The sequence below is a fragment of the Streptomyces blastmyceticus genome (genome assembly GCF_039521185.1).
Taxonomy (GTDB): domain Bacteria; phylum Actinomycetota; class Actinomycetes; order Streptomycetales; family Streptomycetaceae; genus Streptomyces; species Streptomyces blastmyceticus.
In genome coordinates this window covers 22,461-42,618 of record NZ_BAAABW010000026.1, presented here as the reverse complement: position 1 = coordinate 42,618, position 20,158 = coordinate 22,461, and the positions used below count along the sequence as shown (strand labels likewise).

The window sequence follows — 20,158 nt, the reverse complement described above, 5'->3', positions numbered from 1 at the left end:
CTGGCCCACGCCTGACCGTCGGGCGCGACATGACTCAGACCAGTTCGGGTTGGGGTTCCGGCTGCCGCACCGGGTGTGCGGCCTTCGGCTCCCACAGTTTGGTGGTCCGCACGTAGAGGAGGATCACCGAGGCCAACGCCAGAATGAGAAGCGGGCCGAACACCCACGGGTGGTCGGCCATCTCCATCGGCAGATAGCGGTATGCCAGCAGGAGTGCGGCGAAGACCGTCGTGCCGTAGGCGACCAGCCGGATTCCCGACCGGTCCCAGCCGCGGTCGAGCGAGCGCAGCCCTGCCTCGATCGTGAGCGTGAACACCACGCCGGCCACGAGATCCGAGCCGTAGTGGTAGCCGAAGCCCAGCGTCGCGCTGAGGGTGGCGATCAGCCAGAACGCCCCCGCGTATCGCACGATCCGGGAGCCCTTGCGGGTATGGATGAAGATCGCGGTGGCCCACGCCGTGTGCAGGCTGGGCATGCAGTTGCGAGGGGTGATCCCGTCGTACAGCACCGGGTGCGGGGCGGAGACCGGCGGCAGCGTGTGAGGCCACAGGTCGGCCACCGCCCACTGCACGCCGCCGGTGCCCGAGGTGCCCGGGCCGTAGGCGAAGACCGGTCCGACCACCGGGAAGATCATGTAGATGGCCGGCCCGAGCAGGCCGATCACCAGAAAGGTGCGCACCAGATGATGGCGCGGGAAGCGGCGCTCGGCCGCCACGTTGCGCAGCTGGTACAGCGCGACGACGATCGCGGCCACCGCGAGCTGCGCGTAGACCAGGTCGAGAAGGTGGGTGCCGACCGGCGCGGTGGCCTTGAGCATCCGGCCCGCCAGCCACGACGGGTTGCCCAGCGCGTGATCGGCGGTCGCCACGTACTGGTCGAGCACCATGGGCCGGGTCTTCGCCGTGATGAGCAGCCAGGTGTCTCCGATCTTGCGGCCGGCCACCAGCAGCAGCCCCAGCCCGACGCCCTTCAGCAGCAGGGCACGTTCCGGGCCGGTGCGGCGTGTGACGGCGATGACCGCACAGCCCAGCATCACCCACAACGCGCCATTGCCGAAGAAATGCCCCTCGGGCACCTTGGCACCGACCGCCCACCGCACCAGCACGAAGACGACGTCGATGCCGACCGCGACACCGGCCGCGATGAACCGCTGCCGCCAGGTGAGCACCACCATCGTCAACGCCAGACCGCCGTACAGCGGCCCCGGTTTGGGGGCGAAGACCACCCCTTCCGCCAGGGTGGCCATCGGCCCCGGCACGCCGCCGTAGCGACGCGCGGCGATCTCCAGCGCGACGAGGAACCCGAGGGTCACCACGCCCGCCGCGGCCCACAGGATCGCCCGTGGCCGACGCCACGTGGCGAACGTAATTCTGGCGTTTATTCGCGAAAGCACCCGCCACACTATAGGTGTCAATTAGGTAACACCTATTTGTTGGATTCTTACAAAATGGTCCATTTTGTTCCGGCCAGTCAAGTTTCGGTGGCAGCGATCTTGCCGAGGAGGGCGGCCAGTTCGGCCGTGGGCGTGCGCTGCGGGCCGGAGCTGGGCAGGTCGGCCGTACGGGACTGTAGGCCGTCGGCGGCGAGGGCGTCCTGCAGGGCGCTCCAGCACGTGGGCTGGCGCCAGGCGCCGTGGACGAGGAGGAAGGACGGGCTGACCGGGGCGTTGGACACGACGGTGCTCCTTGCGGTCTGGCGAAGCGAACGGTCAAGTCGACGGGTTCTTCCGGCTGTGCCGCACGATAGTTCGTCGCGGGCGCGCCGATCGGGTAGGGGCCTGGATCTCCGGGCTTCGCCACCGGATATAACGCGTGCATGAAGCATGTGACTTTACGGCGCCGCTCGGCGGCCCTGGCGCTCTCCCTGGCAGCGCTCCTGATCCCGGCCGTCGCCGACGCGGCGGCCGCCCCGTCCTCCCCGGCCTCGGCTCCGGACCGTGCCGTGGTGGCCGGACTGCAGCGGTCCGCCCACCCGCTGCGCAGCACGGAGCCCGGCGGGTCCGGGGCGGACCTGGCCGCGTTCGCCTCGATGACCCGGGGCGCGACGGTCGTCGGCCTCGGCGAGGCCTCGCACGGCTCGAAGGAACTGTTCACCGTGAAGGACCGGTTGTTCAGGCACCTGGTCGAACGGGAGGGGTTCTCCGCCCTCGCCACGGAGATGAGCTGGTCCGCGGCGGCCCGGCTGGACACCTACGTCCTCACCGGCGAGGGCGATCCGCGGCAGATCATGCGCGAGGAGCTCCAGGACGGGTACTCCCTGCTCGACACCGAGGAACTCCTGCGGATGTTCGGCTGGATCAGGGAACACAACCGCACCAGCACGCACAAGGTCCGGATCGTGGGCATGGACGTCTCCGACGCCGGTCCGGAGCAGTACGAGCGCATCCTCGCCTGGGCGGGCACCAATGAACCCGCCCTCGTCCCCGAACTGCGCCGCCACTACACGGCGCTGCGCGCCCTGCCCGGCGGGGTCGCCACGCGCCTGGCCGCGTACAACGCGCTGCCGCTCGCCGGACGGAAGGTCATCGCGGAGGACGCCGAGGCCGCCTATCAGTTGCTGGCCCGGGCCGGCAGGCAGGATCCCCGGGTGCTCCAGGAGGCCTGGATCATCTTCCGGATGGCCGAGTCGTACACCTTCGACACGGACGACCCGGCCCAGCTGGCCGCAGCCGGCCGGCAACGCGACCGGACCATGGCGGAGATCGCCGTGTGGTGGCAGCGTCAGACAGGTGACCGCGTCGTCCTGTCGGCCCATGACGGCCACGTCTCCTACGAGACGGTGATGCCCGCGTACTACCCCGTCACGACGGGCGCGGTCCTGCGCGAACTCATCGGCGGCAAGTACCTGGCCGTCGGCACGTCTCTCTACGAAGGCGACTACCGCGCCCGGACGTCGGCGAGTGCTGCGGGGACCTTCTCCGTCGGACCCGCCGCACCGGGCAGCAACGAGTACACCCTCGACAAGGTCCGCCACCGCGACTTCTACGTCGACCTGCGTGCGGCGGGCCGGGATCCGGCCGTGCGGGACTGGCTGAACACGGCACGTTCGACGTTCGTCATCCCCGGGCGGTACCCGAACCGGCCCACACCGCCGCTGGCGCTGGGCCGCGCCTTCGACGTCCTGGTCCACCTGCACAAGGTGCACGCATCCGTCCCGGTGCCACCGGCGGACCCGGTCACGACCCGCTAGCGGGAGGCCGGACAGGGCTCCCGCAGACCCCGGAACAGCTCCTCGGCCTGCGCCAGGTGCGCGTCGGCGCCCGCGTCCTCGCGCACCGCCCGCAGTGCTCTGCCGAGCGCCTGGTGGCTACGCGCTATCAGCAGCGGTTCCTGGGTCAGCCGGGCGCCGGCCAGGGCATCCCGCGCGGTGTCGACGGCGGCCTCGGTGTCCCCGGTCGCCAGGAGCGCCTCGGCGAGCCGGAACAGACACTCCGTTTCGTTGCGGGCATGGCAGCTGAACCGGGCGCGTTCCAGCACCCGGCGGTACAACCGCGCCGCCGCCGCGTGGCTGCCGCCGCGCAGCAGACTGTCCGCCTCCGTCATCAGCACCCTGATGAGCCACTTCTCGTCCTCGCTCCGGGTGAAGACCCCCGTCAGCTCCCGGCACTGTGCCGCGATGAGGTCCAGGTCCAACCGCCGGTCCGGATCCTCGACCTCGATCTGGAGCAGGATGGTGCGCCGCCGCGCGACCAGCTCCCGGTCGCCGCTGGCCGCCGCCAGGGCCACCGACCGCTCCGCATAGGCGCGGGCCGCCGCGAAGTTGCCGAACTGGAGCTCCACTTGGGAGAGCATCGCCAGAGTGAACAGCACCAGCAGGAACGGCCGCGGTCCGCCGCCCGGCGCGTGGGCGTCCCCGATGATCTCCAGGACCTGCGCCAGGTGGGTCCGTGAGCGGTGGAGGGACTCGGGGGAGGAGTGCTTCTTGAGGATCACCCCCGCCGCGTAGTAGGCGGTGGCGGCGATGTCCCGGCCGCACAGTGCCAGGGCGGCCGGGACCAGGGCGGTCGCGGCCTTCATGAGCGGTCCCAGCGGCACGATCTCCTCGAAGCACGGCACGAGCGTGACGATGTCCACGGCCAGCGCCACCGCGTCGGGGTCGCCGCTGGCCGCCGCCTGCTCGACGACCGCGGCCACCGTGGGCAGCGCGTCCCGCATCCACACCATGGCATGGAGCCCGGTGCCCACATCCGCGCCTGCCGACCGCCGCGGGTGGATCTCCGCGGTCAGCGGCCCGGCCAGCGGCTGGGAGGCCCGGACCGCGGCCACGACGCTGGCACACATGTAGTCGGCCGCGTTGCGCACCACCGTGCGGCGTTCCCGCTCGGTCAGCTCCGTCTGCGCCTTCGCCCGCGCGTACGCGCCGACCAGGTCGTGGAAGTGGTAGCGGCCCGGTGCGCGGGTCTCCAGGAGCACGGCGTCGACCAGTGCCTCCAGCACCGTCTCGGTGTCCTGCTCCGGCAGTTCGAGAACGGCGGCCGCGCCCATGACGTCGAACTCCGCGCAGTGCGGGATGGACAGCGCCATGAACGCATGGGCCTGGCGGGGAGTCAGCTGAGAGGCCGACAGTTCGAAGACCGCCTCCACCGTCAGCTCTCCCACCCGGAGCTCTCCGAGCAGCCGCGCCTGGTCCGACACGCGTTCCAGCAGCGTGGCGACCGTCCACGCGGGCCGGGCCGCGAGGCGGGCCCCGGCCGCGCGCAGCGCGAGCGGCAGGTACCCGCAGGCCGCCGCCAGCGCGGCTACTGCATCCGGCTCCTCCGCCGGCCGCCGCGCCCCCGCGACCTTGCCGATCAGCTCCATGGCGTCGTCGGGGCCCAGACCCACCAGGGGCACGGTGAGGGTGGCGGGCATCGCCGCCAGGGCCCGGGCCGTGACCAGCACGGCGCACCGGGCCGCGCCCGGCAGCAACGGTTCGACCTGCGCCACGCTGGTGGCGTTGTCCAGCACGACCAGCACGGCCCGTTGCGACAGCAGCGTGCGGAACAGCGCCGTGCGGTCGGCGAGCGACCCCGGGAAGCGCTCGTGCGGAACGCCCAGTGCCGTCAGGAAGCCCGTCAGGATCCCGGCCGGGTCGCACGGAGCCCCGTCGGGCCCGCGCAGATTCGCGTACAGCTGCCCGTCGGGATACGTCCCGGCGACGGCGTGCGCCGCGCGCAGGGCCAGTGCGGTCTTGCCGACCCCGCCCATCCCCGTGATGACCGCGACGGCGTGCTCGGCACCGCGGGTGAGCGCGGAGACCAGCGCCGATATCTGCTCCTGACGGCCGGTGAAGTCGCAGGGCACGGGCGGCAGCTGAGCCGGCTCCCGCGGGCCCTGGACGCCCGGCCGCACCCGCTCGGCCCGCGGCGGTGCCCCCGCGTCCACCGCGCGAGGGGCGGCGAGGAGCGTCCGGTCCTCCGCCAGGATGGCGGCGTGCAGCTCCCGGAGGGCCGGACCCGCGTCGATGCCCAGCTCGTCCGCGAGCACCCGACGGGCGTTGTCATAGGCCAGCAGCGCCTCGGCGCCGCGCCCGGAGCGGTAGAGCGCCAGCATCAGCGCGCCGTGCAGCCGCTCCCGGTACGGGTACGCCTCCAGGGCGCGCAGGATGTCCGGCACCAGCTCCGCGTTCCGCCCGCACTCCAGCAGCAGCTCCAGGCGGTGCTCCACCGCGGACGCGCGCTGCTCGGTCAGCGCGCGGCGCTGGTCCTCGGCACCGGGCCCGGGCAGGCCCGCCAGGGCGGGGCCGCGCCACATCCCGAGCGCCTCCTCGAGACAGGCCACGGCGGTCAGCGGGTCGCCGCCCCGGGCCCGCTGCCTGGCCCGTGCGGCGAGCAGGCCGAACCGCAGCGCGTCGACGCACTCCTCGGCGAGTCGCAGCACATACCCGTCGGCCGTGGTCGTGATGAGCGACGACGGGTTCTCGCCGCGGTCCGCGTCCGCCCGGTCGAAGTGGGTCCGCAGCCGGTGCACGTAGTTCACGACCACGCGCCGGGCGGAGGACGGCGGATCGTCGTACAGCCCGTCGATCAACTCGTCCATGGTCACCAGGTTTCCCGCGCGCAGCGCCAGGGCCGCCAGTACGGCCTGCGGCCCCGGTGCTCCGGGGCGGGTGGCCACCCCGTGAACCGAGACGAACTGGACGGGACCGAGCAGGCGGATGCGAGTCACCTCGTGCAGCGTGGGCAATTGCGACGTCTCCCCTACCCCGACGGATTGGTTGATGATCATAGGGCGCGTCCGGCCCCGAGGGGGAGCGCCGGCGCCGTCCGTCGCCCCGGGCGAACTTCGACGGCATGCCGTCCCGTCGGGCCGGCAGGACGGCGAAGGACATTCCCGTAAGGGATGTGTAACGTTCGCCGTGTGTGACGGCCGTTGACGGGGGTGTGAGGAGGGGGACGTGAGCGGGATAGTGATCTATCTGCCGCAGGCGGGCGGCGATGCCGGCGGGGAGCCGTGCGGCGACGCGGTGACGCTGCGGCTCGGCCCGGGGGAGGCGGCCCGCTTCGGGCGGGGGTCCGCGAGGACGCCGGTCGAACTCCGCCTCGCCGACGCGGCGATCTCCCGGCTGGCGGGGGAGATCCGGGTCACCGACGATCATTGGCAGCTCACCAACCACAGCGCGACCCAGAGCTATCTGGTGGAGAACCCGGAGGGGGCGGGGGAGTACCTGAGGGTGCCGCCACGACGGGCCGGGGCGCCCATCCCCTTCGAGTTCTCCCGGGTGGTGCTGCCCACCCGCGGCAGCGCCACGGTCGCCTTCCAGGTGTTCGCGCCCGACCACGTCTACCTCGACCCGGACGGCGTGGGCGGCCAGTGGGGGAGCCGCACGGTCACCGCGTATTCCCTGGACGAGACGGCCACGTACTTCCTCGTCCTCGTCGCGCTCTGCGAACCGCGGCTGCGCGACGAGTCGCCGGTCGCGGTGCCGACCACTCCCCAGATCGTCGAACGGCTCAGGGGCCACCCCGCCGGAGGCCGGCTGACGGCCCGGGCCGTCAGCTCGCACATCGACTACCTCGCCGAGGAGAAGATGCGGATCGGCGATCCGGCCGGGGGCGAACCCCGCAGGGAGGCCCGCCGCAACGGCAAGCGGGAGGCGATCGTCGGACTCGCGCTGCGGTTCGGCCTCGTACGGGAGGAGCACCTCGCGCTGCTGCCGCCCCGGGCCGGAGCGGGCACACAGGAGCGGGAGACGGCGAGATGAGCCGCAGACCCACGAGGAGCGGCGGCTTGTCCCGGCACGGCCGGAGGACCGGAGGAGGGGACGGTGCAGGGTCCTGGAGACACCTCGGGAAGTGACCCCCTGGAAGCGCTCCCGCGTGGCTACCGCGTCGGTGACTGGGAGGTCACCGGGCCGATCGCGGCCGGCGGCTGGGCAACGGTCCATGCCGGACGGCCGATTAGCGAAGGCCCGGGCGGGACCGAGGGCCGGGAGGGCGTCGCGCTCAAGTTCCTACTGACCGAGGGGCTCGCACCGCGTCAGGCCCGCATGGTCGCGGAAACCGCCCGGCGCGAAGTGGAGTTCGGCCGGCGGACCCGCCACCCGAGGCTGATCCGCCTGCTGGACTCCGTCGTGCTCGGCGAACCGGGCCACCCACTCCTGGACGGCGCGATCGTCCTGGTCATGGAGCGGGCCGAGTGCAGCCTGCGCGACCGCCTCGACGCCGGAGTGACCGAGGCCGAGGGCGCCCGGCTGATCACCGAGGTCTGCGAGGGCCTGGCCTTCCTGCACGGCGCCGGCTGGGTGCACGGCGACCTCAAACCGGACAACGTCCTGCTCATGGCGGACGGTTCGGTCAAACTCTCGGACTTCGGGCTCGCCACGGAACTGACGGGCACCCACGGATACGCGCCCCCGATGGGCACCTTCGACTACCTCCCGCCCGAGCGCTGGAAGGCCCCGCTCGGTGACCAGGGCGTACGGGTCCGGCCGAGCGCCGACATCTGGGCCCTGGGCATCATGATCCACGAAGTGTTCGCCTCCGGCGCCTCGCCGTTCCCCGGTGCCACTCCTGTCTCGCGCGCCGCCGCGACACAGGAGTACGCCGACGGACGCGCACCGCTGCGCATGGACAACGCGGTACCGCCGTTCTGGCGCGCGCTGGCCGCCGACTGCCTGGCACCCACCCACGCCGCGCGGGCCGCGCACACCGCGGAGAGCCTGCTGGCGCGCATCGCCACCACCCGGCAGGACACGGAACCGGAGCCTGCCGAGGAAGCGGGCGAGCCCGCGCGGCAGGCGGCGAAGCGGCGCGGAAGGATCCGTGCCGCGCTCGTGGCCGTCGCGGTGTGCGGGGCGGTCGCGGCGGGCTTGTCGTACGCCGTGCGCGACGGCGGATCCGCCGCGCCCGCCGGATCCCGCGAGCCCGCCACGGCATCGGCCGGCACGATGGCCGATGCCGCGGGCCGGATCCGGGTGTTCAACACCGAGCAGCGCTGCGCCGGCCGTACGGACCGGGACCCGCAGTGCAGCCTCGGCCTGGCGATCGACCCCCTGCGGCCCTACACCATCGACAACGTCGTACCGACACGCGTGTGGCACGGCGACGTCCTCGCCGTCGACTGCCGGCTCCCCCATGGGGTGCCCATCGTCGACGAGGTGGGCACGTGGTCCGAGGAGTGGTTCCGCATCCGGCTCCCGCTCGGCTCCGCACGGCCCACCGCGTGGCTGCCCGCCGTGCGCACGAAGGACCGCCCCGAGATCCCGCAGTGCCCGCGTCCCACGCCCGTACGGTGAGCGGGCCTCCGGGCCACCGGACCCACCGTCATGCCTGCGCCGTGCCGCGGCCGGGCGGGCTGTGGCACGGGTCCGGGCACACTGCGCGACGCGCACGCCTCTCCCTCGACTCGGCGGCGGATGCCGGGATTCACGGCACGGCAAGTTCTACCGGGGATCGTCGGGCGCCGTCACTCCGGAGCGTTCCGGATGCCGTGCCGCGGCGCCCTGCGGCTACCTTGCGGGCCGTCGGTCCCGGACCGCGCCGTCGAGCTACCGCTCACTTACCGACCAGGAGGCCATTTTGAGCGAGCACCGTCCCACCCGCAGAGGTGTCTTGAAGGCCGTCGGCGGGTTGTCCGCGGCGATGGCCCTGGGCGCCGGGGGAGTCCTTGCGTCGGCGACGTCGGCCAGTGCGGCGGGCGACGGCTTCGGGCTGCGCATCGTGGACCGCGGTGAGGCCGACCCCCGCATGTGGTGGTACCGCTTCCAGACCGCCGAGATCGGCTGGCAGCCCGCCGTCAACGTCCTGCTCCCCGACGACTACCACACCAGCGGGCGCACCTACCCCGTTCTGTACCTGCTCCACGGCGGCGGGGGCGATTTCATCGAGTTCGACCGCCTGCCCGAGGGCGGCATCCGCGCGTGGACCGCCGGGAAGCCCATGATCGTCGTGATGCCCGACGGCGGGCACACGGGCTGGTACTCCAACCCGGTCAGCTCCAACGTGGGCCCCAGGAACTGGGAGTCCTTCCACATCAACCAGTTGATCCCGTGGGTCGACGCGAACTTCCGGACGTTCGCCGAGTACGACGGGCGCGCCGTCTCGGGATTCTCGATGGGTGGTTTCGGCGCGCTGAAGTACGCCGCCAAGTACTGGGGTCACTTCGCCTCGGTCAGCGCCCATTCCGGCCCGGGCAGCCTGCGCGGCAGCGGCGGTGCGGTCGTCCACTGGGCCAACGCGACCTCTGCCCTGGACCTGGGCGGCGGCACCGTCTACGGCGTGCCGTGGGACCAGAACAGGGTCAGGGACGACAACCCGTGCGAGCGTATCGAGAGCTACCGGAACAAGCGGATCTTCATGGTCGCCGGCACCAGTCCCCAGGGCATCTGGAACTGGGTCAACGAGACCCATGTGCTCAGCGGCCAGCGGGAGTTCCGCGGCCTTCTCGACCGGGCCGGCATTCCGTACGAGGCGTATGAGGAGAGCGGCGGCCACTGGGTCCGCCCGGAGCGCTTCAGGCAGGACCTGGACGGCATCATCGGCCGCCTCCGCAAGGCGTAGCACCGGCTGTGCGCAAGGCGCGGGGACCCGGCGTCCCCGCGCCTTGCGGTGTGTCCGGAGCGGACCGGCGGTGTCAAGGTTGGGTCAAGTAGTTGCGTCGATGCGCAAGTACAGGGCAGACTGCTAGACGTTTGAAGAAGACACCTCGTTCGGTGAGGCGTCTGCACGGACACAGGCCACTGACCCCACGACGTCGAGAGACGCCCAGGTTCAGGACAGATCTCCCCGGCCTAAGGGGTGATCCCAAGTGGCTTCCCCGCAAAGGGGATTACGCCGTGCAGTGCCAAAGCTCTGACGAGTAGGGGTGAGCCGGCCGCAGGGGCCGGTCCGCTCGTTGCCGAGTGGTACGGCGCCCACGCGCGCCACGGCCGGGAGGAGGCGAGAGAGATGGACCGCAGTCACAGTAGTCCGGGTCGTCATCGGCCCCGTCCCCGTCCTTCCTCGCCTCTGCCCGGCATGCGGTAACCACCTTCTCTGCGCGCACTCGCGCGATCGCCACGACACCCGTGCGGCCTGATGCCGCCCCGGGCCGTCGGGCTGCGCGCTCGCAGGGGGGATTGCTGCCGCGTGCCCCACCACCTCCCCCTGCCGGGGGGCCGGGAGGTCCACCATGACCGACACCGCACTCATCGACTCCACCGCTCCCACGCCTGCCCCCGAGCCGCGCACCGCGGTCCTGGACGACGCCCACGTCGGCGACATCCGCGGCGCGCTCGGCACCATCAAGCAGGGCGACACCGCCCCGCGCAACGGCATACCCGCCAAGTTGAAGACGCTCCTGGCCATCATCGGTCCGGGTTTGATCGTGATGGTCGGCGACAACGACGCCGGCGCCTTCGCCACCTACGGCCAGGCCGGACAGAACTACGGCACCCGCCTGCTGTGGACCCTGCTCCTGCTCGTCCCCGTGCTGTACGTCAACCAGGAGATGGTGCTGCGCCTCGGCGCCGTGACCGGCGTCGGGCACGCCCGACTGATCCTGGAGCGGTTCGGGAAGTTCTGGGGCGCGTTCTCGGTCATCGACCTGTTCCTGCTCAACGCCCTGACCATCGTCACCGAGTTCATCGGCGTCACCCTCGCGGTCGGCTACCTCGGGCTGCCGAAGACGGTGAGCGTGCTCGTCGCCGCGGCCGTGGTCATCGCCGCCGCCTCGACCGGGTCGTTCCGCCGCTTCGAGCGCACCGCGGTCTTCCTCTGCCTGGGCTCGCTGCTGCTCGTACCGATCTACTTCATCATCCACCCGAGCGCCGGAACGATGGCGCACGACCTCGTCGTCCCCGGCATGCCGCACGGCTCGCAGCTCTCCGACGTGATGCTGCTGATCATCGCGATCGTCGGCACGACCGTCGCCCCATGGCAGCTGTTCTTCCAGCAGTCCTACGTCATCGACAAGCGCATCACCCCGCGCTTCATGCGCTACGAGAAGGCCGACCTGTGGCTCGGCATCGTCATCGTGATCGTCGGAGCGGCGGCGATGATGGGCTTCGCCGCCGCCGCGTTCACCGGCACCAGTGGCTACGGCAACTTCGACGACGCCGCGGGGATCGCCCACGGCCTGGAGGCGAGCGCGGGCAAGGTCGCGGGAGCCCTGTTCGCCGTCGCGCTGCTCGACGCCTCGATCATCGGCGCCTCCGCCGTGTCGCTGTCCACGGCATACGCCCTGGGCGACGTCCTCGGCCTCAAGCACTCCCTGCACCGGGGCGTGGCCGGCGCCAAGGCCTTCTACGCGATCTTCGCCGGCGTCGTCCTGGCCGCCGCGGTCATCGTGATCATTCCCGGCTCACCGCTCGGCCTGCTCACCGAGGGCGTCCAGACCCTGGCCGGCGTGCTGCTGCCCTCGGCCTCGGTCTTCCTCCTGCTGCTGTGCAACGACCGTACGGTGCTGGGTCCATGGGTCAACGGCCGGGCCATGAACGTCTTCACCTCCGTCGTCGTCGCGGTCCTCGTCACCCTCTCCGTCATCCTGACGGCGGCCGTCCTCTTCCCCGGCATCACCACCACCGCGATTCTCGACATCATGGCCGTCTGCGGCGTCGCGGGCATCCTCGCCCTCGGCTACGCGGAACTCCGCCGCCGGCGCAAGGGCTGGTCCCTGGCCGGTCCCGTCGACCGCACGGGCAAGCACGACTGGCGGATGCCCCCGCTGGACCAGCTGCCCAAACCCGTCATCTCCACCGGCCGCAAGGTCGGGCTGTCCGCCCTGCGCACGTACCTGTTCGTCGCGATGGTCCTGGTGATCGTCCGCATCGTGCAGCTCGCGCTCGGCCACTGACCGTTCCGCCTCCGGTGGCGGGGGNNNNCCCCCCCCCCCCCCCCCGCGACCGGACCCACCACCGACTCCCCTCCGGGAGAAGGGAGGGCACCGTGCGCCTCCTTCCACACCTCACCAAGCTCACCGCACCGGCCCAGAGGCACCTGCACGCCTCCGGCGGAGGCCGGCCGCACACTGCCGAACACGCCTGTCCGCGCGTGCACTTGTCCCTGTCCGGCGGGGCCGGGCGGGACTACCTGCTCGACGACCCGGGCACCTGCCCCCGGCCTGGCACCGCGCACGCCGTCTACGACCCGCGCGTGCACCTGGCCTACATCCTCGCCCGGCAGGGCCACGACGCCCACTGGCTCGCCCGCTTCACCGACCTGCCGCTGCCCGCCGCGCACCGCATCGTCGAAGCCGCGGCCCTGGCCCACGCCTGACCGTCGGGCGCGACATGACTCAGACCAGTTCGGGTTGGGGTTCCGGCTGCCGCACCGGGTGTGCGGCCTTCGGCTCCCACAGTTTGGTGGTGCGTATGTAGAGGTGGATCACCGAGGCCATCGCCAGGATGAGAAGCGGACCGAACACCCACGGGTGGTCGGCCATTTCCACCGGCAGGTAGCGATATGCCACCAGGAGTGCGGCGAAGACGGTCGTGCCGTAGGCGACCAGCTGGATTCCCGACCGGTCCCAGCCGCGGTCGAGCGAGCGCAGTCCCGCCTCGATCGTGAGCGTGAACACCACGCCGGCGATGATGTCCGTGCCGTAGTGGTAGCCGAATCCCAGCGTCGCGCCGAGCGTGGCGATCAGCCAGAACGCGCCGAAGAATTGCAGAATTCTGGGGGCCTTGCGGGAATGGAGGAAGATCGCAGTGGCCCACGCCGTGTGCAGGCTGGGCATGCAGTTGCGCGGGGTGATCTCGTTGAACGGCATATGGTGCGGCACGCCCACCGGCGGCGTGTGGGGCCACAGGTCGGCCACCGCCCAGTGCCCGCCGTCGGCAGCGCCGTAGGCGAAGATCGGTCCGACCACCGGGAAGATCATGTAGATGCCCGGCCCGAGGAGGCCTATCACCAGGAAGGTGCGCACCAGGTGATGGCCCGGGAAGCGGCGCTCGGACGCCACGTCGCGCAGCTGGTACAGCGCGACGACGACCGCGGCCACCGCGAGCTGGATGTAGACGTAGTCGAGAATGTGGGTGCCGATCGGGCCGGTGGCCCTGACCATCCGGCCCACCAGCCACGACGGATCGCCCAGCGCGTGATCGGCGGTCGCCACGTACTGGTCGAGCACCATCGGGCGGGCCTTCGCGGTGATCAGCAGCCAGGTGTCTCCGGTCTTACGGCCGGTCACCAGCAGCAGACCCAGCCCGACACCCTTCAGCAGCAGGGCACGTTCCCGGCCGGTACGGCGCGTGACGGCGATGACCGCACAGCCGAGCACCACCCACAACGCGCCGTTGCCGAACATCATCTTGGCGTCGAACGCCCACCGCACCAGAAAGAAAACGATGTCGATGCCGACCGCGATCCCGGCCGCGACGAACCGTTGCCGCCAGGTGAGCACCACCATCATCAACGCCATACCGGCGTACAGCAGCGGCCCCGATTTGGGGGCGAATACCACCTCTCGCGCCTGGTTGGTGATCGGCCCCGGCAGGCCGTAGTGACGTGCGGTGATCTCCAATGCGATAAGGAATCCGAGGGCCACCGCACCCGCCGTGGCCCAGAGAATTGCCCGTGGTTTACGCAATTCGGCGAGCGTAATTCTGCAATTTATTCGCGAAAACACCCGTGACGCTATAGATATCAATTGTTTGGCCGATTTGTTAGGTATTGGTTGGCTGATTCACTCTTCGTGCCGGATGGGTTTCCGGTGCGGGGCGGGCGATGGGGGTGCTCGTCATGAGCCCGATCATGCTATCGAAGCGCTGTGAGCGGGCTTTGCGGGTGCCCTGGGCCGACGGGCGCGGCCACGGGGCCAGTGCGCGGGCGAGCTCTCCGGCCGCGCCGGCGGTCCGCACCGCCGTCGCTCCGATGTGGCGGAGAAATGGAGCTGCGCCGCGCGCGGGGCGTCGGTTACGGTGGCCGCATGTCTACGCCCCGAATTTCCTAGCCGAGGACCCGCTTCCACGCCAGAAGTGTGTCCTTTCGCTATTTCGGAGCGTCATCCCATGATCACCGTTCGTGGTGTCGAGCTGCGCGCGGGCGCCCGCCTGCTGCTGTCCGACATCTCCTTCACTGTCTCTCCCGGCGACCGCATCGGCCTGGTCGGCCGCAACGGTGCCGGCAAGACCACCCTGATGACCGCCCTCGCCGGGCGGGCCCGGCCCGCGGCCGGGACGGTCACGCGGACCGGGCCGGCCGGGTTCCTCGCCCAGGACTCCCGCGCGGCCGACCCGGCCGTCACCGTCACCGACCGCATCCTCTCCGCCCGCGGCCTGGACCGGGCCCTGCGACACCTGCGCGCGGCCGAGGCCGCCATGGCGGGCGCCGGCGGGCCCGCCGCGCTGGAGCGGGCGATGAACGCCTACGCCCGCGCCGAGGCCGTCTTCCAGGCGGGCGGCGGATACGCCGCCGAGGCCGAGGCCGCCCGTGTCGCGGCCGGACTCGGGCTGCCCGACCGGGTGCTCGGCCAACCCGTCGGGACCCTCTCCGGCGGGCAGCGGCGCCGGGCGGAGCTGGCACGGATCCTGTTCGCCGGGCACGACGGCACCCTGCTGCTCGACGAGCCCACCAACCACCTCGACGCCGACTCCGTCGCCTGGCTGCGCACCTTCCTCCAGGGGCACCGGGGCGGCCTGGTGGTGATCAGCCACGACACGGACCTGCTCGCCGACGTCGTCAACCGCGTCTTCCACCTCGACGCCGGCCGCGCCACGATCGACATCCACAACACCGGCTGGCAGACGTATCTGGACCAGCGGCGGGCGGACGAGCGGCGCCGCTCCCGGGAGCGGGCCAACGCCGAACGCAAGGCCGCGGCCTTGCACGCACAGGCCGACAGGATGAAGGCCCGGGTGGCCACCGCCGTGGTGGCCAAGAGCATGGCCCGGCGCGCCGACCGAATGCTGGCCGAGCTGGAACCGGCCCGCCGCACGGAGAAGGTCGCGAGGATCCGGCTGCCCGAACCGCAGCCGTGCGGGCGGATGCCGCTCGGCGCGGTCGCCCTGACCAAGTCCTACGGCGGCCACCAGGTCCTCGACGGGGTGGACCTGGCCGTGGACCGGGGCAGCCGCCTGGTGGTCCTCGGCCTCAACGGCGCCGGGAAGACCACCCTGCTGCGCATCCTGGCCGGCGAGCAGGAACCGGACTCCGGGCGGGTGGTGCACGGGCACGGGCTGCGGCTGGGCTACTTCGCCCAGGAGCACGACACCCTCGCCCGGGAACGCTCGGTCCGGGAGAACCTGGCCGGTGCCGCCCCGCATCTGACGGACGGTGAGGTGCGGCGCGTGCTGGGCGCTTTCCTGTTCACCGGGGACGACGCGGACAAGCCCGCGGGAGTGCTCTCCGGCGGGGAGAAGACCCGCCTGGCGCTCGCCGGGCTGGTCCACTCCGGTGCGAACGTGCTGTTGCTGGACGAGCCGACCAACAACCTCGACCCCGCCTCCCGTGGCGAGGTCCTGGCCGCGGTCGGCTCCTACCCCGGCGCCATCGTGATGGTCACCCACGACGCGGGCGCCATCGACGCCCTGCGCCCCGACCGCGTCCTGCTGCTGCCGGACGCGGACGAGGACCTGTGGAGCGAGGACTACCGCGACCTGGTCACCCTCGCCTGACCGCTCACCCCTGCCCGCCCGGACCGCGCGCGTTCCGCCGCACCGGCCGGGCGGGGGCCGCGGCGCCGTAAAGACGGAGCGGCGGGCCTACAGCCCGTACCGCCGGGCCGATTCCTCCTCCTGGGCCAGTCGGCGCAGCGCGCTCAGCACCGGTTCGAAGAGGATCGTCGCCGCGACGGCGCTCTCGGCCTTCTCCGCATCGGACGGGTGGCTCTCCACGAAGTCCAGGTCGTGGACGGCCACTTGGTGCATGAGCCGGGCGTACGGCGTCATCCGTTCGGCGTCCCATGGGTGGCCGAGCCGGATGAGGGTGGCCACCGCCACCACCAGTGAGCGGTGGTCGGGGGACAGTTCGCCGAGTTCGTGGGCGGTCGACCAGCCCACGACCCGGAGGAGTTCGTCGACCTCGCGGCGGGCGGTGGCCACGCACTCGTCCGTGTCGTCCGGGTCGGGCCCGTGCGGCAGCGCCCACAGGGCGGCGCCCAGGCGGATCGTCCGCCCCAGCGAGTCGTCGTCGACGTGTCCGAGCACCTCCTTGGCCGCCGCCACGGGGAGCCGGCCGACCTCGATCAGCGCGCGTACCAGGCGCAGGCGGCGCAGGTGGCTCTCGGGCCGCACCACCGCGGCGGCCGAAGGGGACGTGGTGGTACTGCTGATCGGAATGCGCATCAATCATTTCTGGGCGGTCCACCACTGGGCGCCGGTGCTCCTGGCCATGCCGCGCATGCTTCGCGAACTGGCCGGGGACAGGAGCCGGGGGCTGCTGGGACACAGGCTGCTGACCGGATCGCCGCGCACGTACTACGTGGTCCAGTACTGGGAGTCCAAGGAGAAGCTCTACGCGTACGCCGCCGCACCGGACATGTTCCACCACCGGGCGTGGGCGATGATGAACCGCAAGGAGCGCAAGTCGAAGACGCGGCAGCACGTGGGGCTGTGGCACGAGGCGTACATCGTGCCCGAGGGGTCGTACGAGTCGGTCTACGCCGACATGCCGACCCACGGACTGGCCGCCGCCACCGGTGTACTGCCCGTCGAGAGCCGCGGCCGATACGCGGCCGACCGCTACGCATACGGAGCCGCGCGGGCCTCCGGCGGATCCCCGGCATCCACGGGGTGACCGCCGGCGGGGCGGCGCCTCACCGGTTCCGCGCGCCTGACTGCCCGGCCGGTCCGGTGAGTTCGCGGGCCAGGGGTGAGCGGCTGAGCAGGACGAGTCCGGTGAGGATCAGCGCCGCGCCCGCCAGTTCGGCCACGGTCCACCAGCCGCCGCGGATCCGCTCCCCGTACAGGGCGACACCCAGCGCCACGCTCGTACCGGCGTCGCCCAGGGTCAGGGCCGGCTGGGAGAAGACCAGGGAACCGGACTGCAACGCGTTCTGCAGCAGGAAGAGCGCGGCGACGCCCGCCGCGGCGAAGCCGTACGTCTGCCAGGCGGAGAAGAAACCGCCCGCACCCGACGCCTCCCACCGCAGGACCGACGTCTTGAGCAGAGCCGCCGTCAGCGCATAGCAGATCGCGGCGGCCGTCGCGAAGCAGGAGGCCCGGACGGGTCCGGGCGCCCGCACCGCCGCGACGGCGACCAGGACGGCGACCGCGGACAGGCAGCAGCCCAGGACCAGCGGCCAGCGGCCCGGCGGCACCGCCGCGTGCCCGGCGTCCGGAGCGGCCGCCCACAGCGCGATCCCCAGCCCGGCCGTGATGCACGCCGCCGCCCACCACACCCCGGCGGGCGGGCGCCGGCTGAGGATCACCCCGGCGAGCAGCAGCGCCGCCGGGAGTTCCAGCACGAACACCGGCTGCACCACGGACAGCGGCCCGTACCCCAGCGCCAGCGCCTGGAAGCAGGCCGCGGCGGGGACCGCCGCGATCCCCGCAAGCCAGACCCGCTGCCGCGCCAGGCGGGCGATCAGGCTCCACCGCAGGCCGTCGGCCGCGGGCACTTGACTGGCCGCCTTGCGCTGCAGCACCGTCGCCAGCGCATTGCTCGCGGTGGTCAGCAACGCGAAGAACAGAGCCGCTGCCGTGTCCACGTGCCGCCTCCCGGTGCGTCGTCGTGAGGCCGGCAGGCTGCCTGGAACCCGGTCGGGGCGGGGCACCGCGCAACCGCAGTGGACTCTGCCCCGCCAGGACCCCTGACGGGAAATGGTGATCACCCGAACGGGCATCCCGCCGGACCGATTCACCCGAAGGGGCGCGATGGGGTGAGCGAACTTCCCGTGTCCGTCGGTGGGCCGGGCGCGGGGCCGTCAGGCCGACGGCCGCAGGCGGGGCACCGGCCGCCTGCTTACGGCCTTCCGTACGGACCCGAGCCGTGCCGCGAGCGTCGGCGGCGCGGCCTCCACCGGGGCCCGTTCACCGGGCAGGAGCAGAACGCGGAATCTGTTGCAGGGCTGCGGCGCCGGATGCGGCCACGTGTCGACAAGTGCCTTGAGCGCGACGCTGACCAGACTGATCAGGAGGTCCACGTCCGCGTCGCACTCCAGAAGGACGGTGACCCACGCCGCCCCCGGAAACGGCCGGATCGCACTGCTCTGCCGGAGCACGGGCAGGAGATCGCCCAGGACGGCGCGGGTGAGGTGGAGGTCCGCCTCGCGCCCGGAGTGGAAGTGCAAGACCTCGGACTCCGCCGTGCGCAGGGCCTCACCGACGCGGCAGCTGGGTGTGCCACGCGCGAGGTCCGGCCAGGTCTCCAGCCGGTCCATGGCACGGTGAGCCGCGGTCATGGCTCCCATCCTTACGTGCTCGCCCCGCCCGGGACCAGCCCGGGCATCGCGTTCCGGGCATGTGCGCGGCGGTCAACGGGGAGTTGCCGCAAGCGTGCTCGATTCGCCCTCGCTGTGACAGTACAGGCAGCTAGGTTGGGAGCATGATCGTTCAAGGCGAAGGGGAACGTCGTACCCGTGGCCCATACCTCGCGGCCGCCGGGGTGTTCGCCGTCGGCATGGCGGGGACCACGCTGCCGACACCGCTGTACGGCCTCTACCGGGAACGGATCGGCTTCTCCGACCTGACGGTGACGGTCGTCTTCGCCGTCTACGCGCTCGGCGTGATCGCCGCGCTGCTGGTCGCCGGCGACTTCTCCGACGTGCTGGGCCGGCGCCCCGTGCTGCTGGCCGCCCTGGGGCTGTCGGTCCTGAGCGCGGTGTGCTTCCTGTGCGAGAGCGGGCTGCCGCTGCTGTTCCTGGGACGGCTGCTCTCCGGATTCTCCGCGGGGCTCTTCAGCGGGGCCGCCACAGCCGCCGTACTGGAGCTCGCGCCCCCGGACCCGCGCGGGCGGGCGGGGTTCGCCGCCACGGCCGCCAACATGGGCGGCCTGGGCTGCGGCCCGCTGCTGTCGGGGGTCCTGGCGCAGTACGCGCCGTGGCCGCTCCGGCTGCCGTTCCTCGTACACATCGCGCTGCTCGTGGCCGCGCTCGCCGTCACCCGCGCGCTGCCGGAGACGGTGACGCGCCGCACGCCCCGTCCGCCGCTGCGCCCTCAGGGCATGGTCGTGCCGCAGGAGGTGCGCGGAGCGTTCGTGCCGGCCGGGCTCGCCGCGTTCGCCGGCTTCTCCCTGCTGGGGCTGTTCACCGCGGTGGCGCCGAGCTTCGTCTCGCGGACCCTCGGGGTGCACAATCTGGCCGTCTCCGGCGCGGTCGTCTTCACGGTGTTCTGCTCCTCGACGGCCGGCCAGTTCCTGATGGGCCGGGTGGGCGTGCGACGCGCCCTGCCCGCCGGCTGCCTGGTACTCACGGCCGGAATGGCCCTCGTGGCGTCCTCACTCCTGATGGAGTCCCTGCCGGTGCTCGTCGTGGGCGCCGTGGTCGGGGGCCTCGGCCAGGGCCTGGCCTTCCGCGCGGCCCTGACCGGCGTGAGCGCGGTGGCCCCGGACGAGCACCGCGGCGCGACGATCTCGGCCTTCTTCGTCGTCGCCTACGTCGGGATCTCCTTGCCGGTGGTCGGGGTCGGGGCCCTCACCATGGCGCTGGGGCTGCGCGGCGCGGGCCTGGTCTTCGCGGGGTGCGTGGTCCTGCTGTCGACCGGCGTGGGCGTGTTCCTCCTGCGCCGGCCCCCGCGGACGGACTGACATCCCGTCCGACTCGCTGGCTACCGGGAACGGCGAAGGGGCGCAGGTCCGGTTCCGACCTGCGCCCCTTCACCGTTC

The 20,158-nt window shown here is 72.2% G+C and carries 16 protein-coding genes and 1 riboswitch; of the genes, 9 read left to right on the top strand and 7 right to left on the bottom strand.

The features are described from left to right. Positions 1-34 precede the first annotated feature (34 nt). Together ABD269_RS23055 and ABD269_RS23050 are read right to left on the bottom strand one after the other, a co-directional pair. Complete coding sequence (locus ABD269_RS23055; protein ID WP_344120578.1) at positions 35-1,393, bottom strand: phosphatase PAP2 family protein; 1,359 nt, start codon at positions 1,391-1,393, stop codon at positions 35-37. A gap of 77 nt (positions 1,394-1,470) precedes the next feature. Beyond that, complete coding sequence (locus ABD269_RS23050; RefSeq protein ID WP_344120576.1) at positions 1,471-1,674, bottom strand: lipase family protein; 204 nt, start codon at positions 1,672-1,674, stop codon at positions 1,471-1,473. Positions 1,675-1,815: 141 nt separating this feature from the next. On the opposite strand from ABD269_RS23050, the gene ABD269_RS23045 reads away from it, so the two are divergent. Further along, positions 1,816-3,189 carry an erythromycin esterase family protein gene (locus tag ABD269_RS23045; protein ID WP_344120574.1) on the top strand — a complete coding sequence of 458 codons (1,374 nt, stop codon included), beginning with the start codon at positions 1,816-1,818 and terminating at the stop codon, positions 3,187-3,189. Here ABD269_RS23045 and ABD269_RS23040 read toward each other — a convergent pair. Next, positions 3,186-6,146 carry an AfsR/SARP family transcriptional regulator gene (locus tag ABD269_RS23040; RefSeq protein WP_344120573.1) on the bottom strand — a complete coding sequence of 987 codons (2,961 nt, stop codon included), beginning with the start codon at positions 6,144-6,146 and terminating at the stop codon, positions 3,186-3,188. The genes ABD269_RS23045 and ABD269_RS23040 overlap by 4 nt on opposite strands. Positions 6,147-6,375: 229 nt before the next feature. On the opposite strand from ABD269_RS23040, the gene ABD269_RS23035 reads away from it, so the two are divergent. The 5 genes from ABD269_RS23035 to ABD269_RS23015 all read left to right on the top strand — a co-directional run bounded on the left by ABD269_RS23035 (position 6,376) and on the right by ABD269_RS23015 (position 12,673). Beyond that, complete coding sequence (locus tag ABD269_RS23035) at positions 6,376-7,182, top strand: serine/threonine protein kinase (RefSeq protein ID WP_301890866.1); 807 nt, start codon at positions 6,376-6,378, stop codon at positions 7,180-7,182. Between the two features lie 63 nt (positions 7,183-7,245). Then, positions 7,246-8,715 (top strand): serine/threonine-protein kinase, encoded by a 1,470-nt coding sequence (locus ABD269_RS23030; RefSeq protein ID WP_344120570.1) that lies wholly within the window; start codon positions 7,246-7,248, stop codon positions 8,713-8,715. A 283-nt stretch (positions 8,716-8,998) separates the two neighbouring features. After that, positions 8,999-9,979 (top strand): alpha/beta hydrolase, encoded by a 981-nt coding sequence (locus ABD269_RS23025; protein ID WP_344120569.1) that lies wholly within the window; start codon positions 8,999-9,001, stop codon positions 9,977-9,979. A gap of 137 nt (positions 9,980-10,116) precedes the next feature. Further along, positions 10,117-10,290: riboswitch (M-box (ykoK) riboswitch) on the top strand. Positions 10,291-10,589: 299 nt separating this feature from the next. Further along, positions 10,590-12,251, top strand: a complete 1,662-nt coding sequence (locus tag ABD269_RS23020; protein ID WP_344120568.1) for an NRAMP family divalent metal transporter — start codon at positions 10,590-10,592, stop codon at positions 12,249-12,251. Positions 12,252-12,343: 92 nt separating this feature from the next. Further along, positions 12,344-12,673, top strand: a complete 330-nt coding sequence (locus ABD269_RS23015) for a hypothetical protein (RefSeq protein WP_344120567.1) — start codon at positions 12,344-12,346, stop codon at positions 12,671-12,673. Positions 12,674-12,692: 19 nt separating this feature from the next. Here the strand turns inward: ABD269_RS23015 and ABD269_RS23010 are convergent, their stop codons facing one another. Further along, entirely contained in the window at positions 12,693-14,000 is a 1,308-nt protein-coding gene (locus tag ABD269_RS23010; protein ID WP_425572981.1) for a phosphatase PAP2 family protein, read from the bottom strand. A 406-nt stretch (positions 14,001-14,406) separates the two neighbouring features. On the opposite strand from ABD269_RS23010, the gene ABD269_RS23005 reads away from it, so the two are divergent. After that, positions 14,407-16,011 (top strand): ABC-F family ATP-binding cassette domain-containing protein, encoded by a 1,605-nt coding sequence (locus ABD269_RS23005; protein WP_344120565.1) that lies wholly within the window; start codon positions 14,407-14,409, stop codon positions 16,009-16,011. An 87-nt stretch (positions 16,012-16,098) separates the two neighbouring features. Here ABD269_RS23005 and ABD269_RS23000 read toward each other — a convergent pair whose 3' ends face one another. Next, positions 16,099-16,680 (bottom strand): transcriptional regulator, encoded by a 582-nt coding sequence (locus ABD269_RS23000; RefSeq protein ID WP_344120563.1) that lies wholly within the window; start codon positions 16,678-16,680, stop codon positions 16,099-16,101. Between ABD269_RS23000 and ABD269_RS22995 the strand changes: the two genes are divergently transcribed. Next, a complete protein-coding gene (locus ABD269_RS22995; RefSeq protein WP_344120562.1) occupies positions 16,673-17,131 on the top strand; it encodes a DUF4188 domain-containing protein in 459 nt (152 codons plus the stop codon). The genes ABD269_RS23000 and ABD269_RS22995 overlap by 8 nt on opposite strands. A 19-nt stretch (positions 17,132-17,150) precedes the next feature. Here the strand turns inward: ABD269_RS22995 and ABD269_RS22990 are convergent, their stop codons facing one another. Further along, positions 17,151-18,044: a DMT family transporter gene (locus ABD269_RS22990; protein WP_344120561.1), complete on the bottom strand. Its 894-nt coding sequence runs from the start codon at positions 18,042-18,044 to the stop codon at positions 17,151-17,153. 216 nt (positions 18,045-18,260) lie between these two features. Further along, on the bottom strand, positions 18,261-18,737 hold the full coding sequence (locus ABD269_RS22985; protein WP_344120559.1) for a luciferase domain-containing protein: 477 nt from the start codon (positions 18,735-18,737) through the stop codon (positions 18,261-18,263). Positions 18,738-18,880: 143 nt separating this feature from the next. Here ABD269_RS22985 and ABD269_RS22980 point away from each other — a divergent pair, with 143 nt between their 5' ends. Further along, positions 18,881-20,080 carry an MFS transporter gene (locus tag ABD269_RS22980; protein ID WP_344120557.1) on the top strand — a complete coding sequence of 400 codons (1,200 nt, stop codon included), beginning with the start codon at positions 18,881-18,883 and terminating at the stop codon, positions 20,078-20,080. The last annotated feature ends 78 nt before the right edge of the window (positions 20,081-20,158 follow it).

Coding starts and splice junctions, on each gene's coding strand:
- ABD269_RS23045 (WP_344120574.1), top strand. CDS start 1,816: ATGAAGCATGTGACTTTACGGCGCCGCTCGGCGGCCCTGGCGCTCTCC.
- ABD269_RS23020 (WP_344120568.1), top strand. CDS start 10,590: ATGACCGACACCGCACTCATCGACTCCACCGCTCCCACGCCTGCCCCC.
- ABD269_RS23005 (WP_344120565.1), top strand. CDS start 14,407: ATGATCACCGTTCGTGGTGTCGAGCTGCGCGCGGGCGCCCGCCTGCTG.
- ABD269_RS22995 (WP_344120562.1), top strand. CDS start 16,673: ATGCGCATCAATCATTTCTGGGCGGTCCACCACTGGGCGCCGGTGCTC.
- ABD269_RS23000 (WP_344120563.1), bottom strand. CDS start 16,680: ATGCGCATTCCGATCAGCAGTACCACCACGTCCCCTTCGGCCGCCGCG.
- ABD269_RS22985 (WP_344120559.1), bottom strand. CDS start 18,737: ATGACCGCGGCTCACCGTGCCATGGACCGGCTGGAGACCTGGCCGGAC.
- ABD269_RS22980 (WP_344120557.1), top strand. CDS start 18,881: ATGATCGTTCAAGGCGAAGGGGAACGTCGTACCCGTGGCCCATACCTC.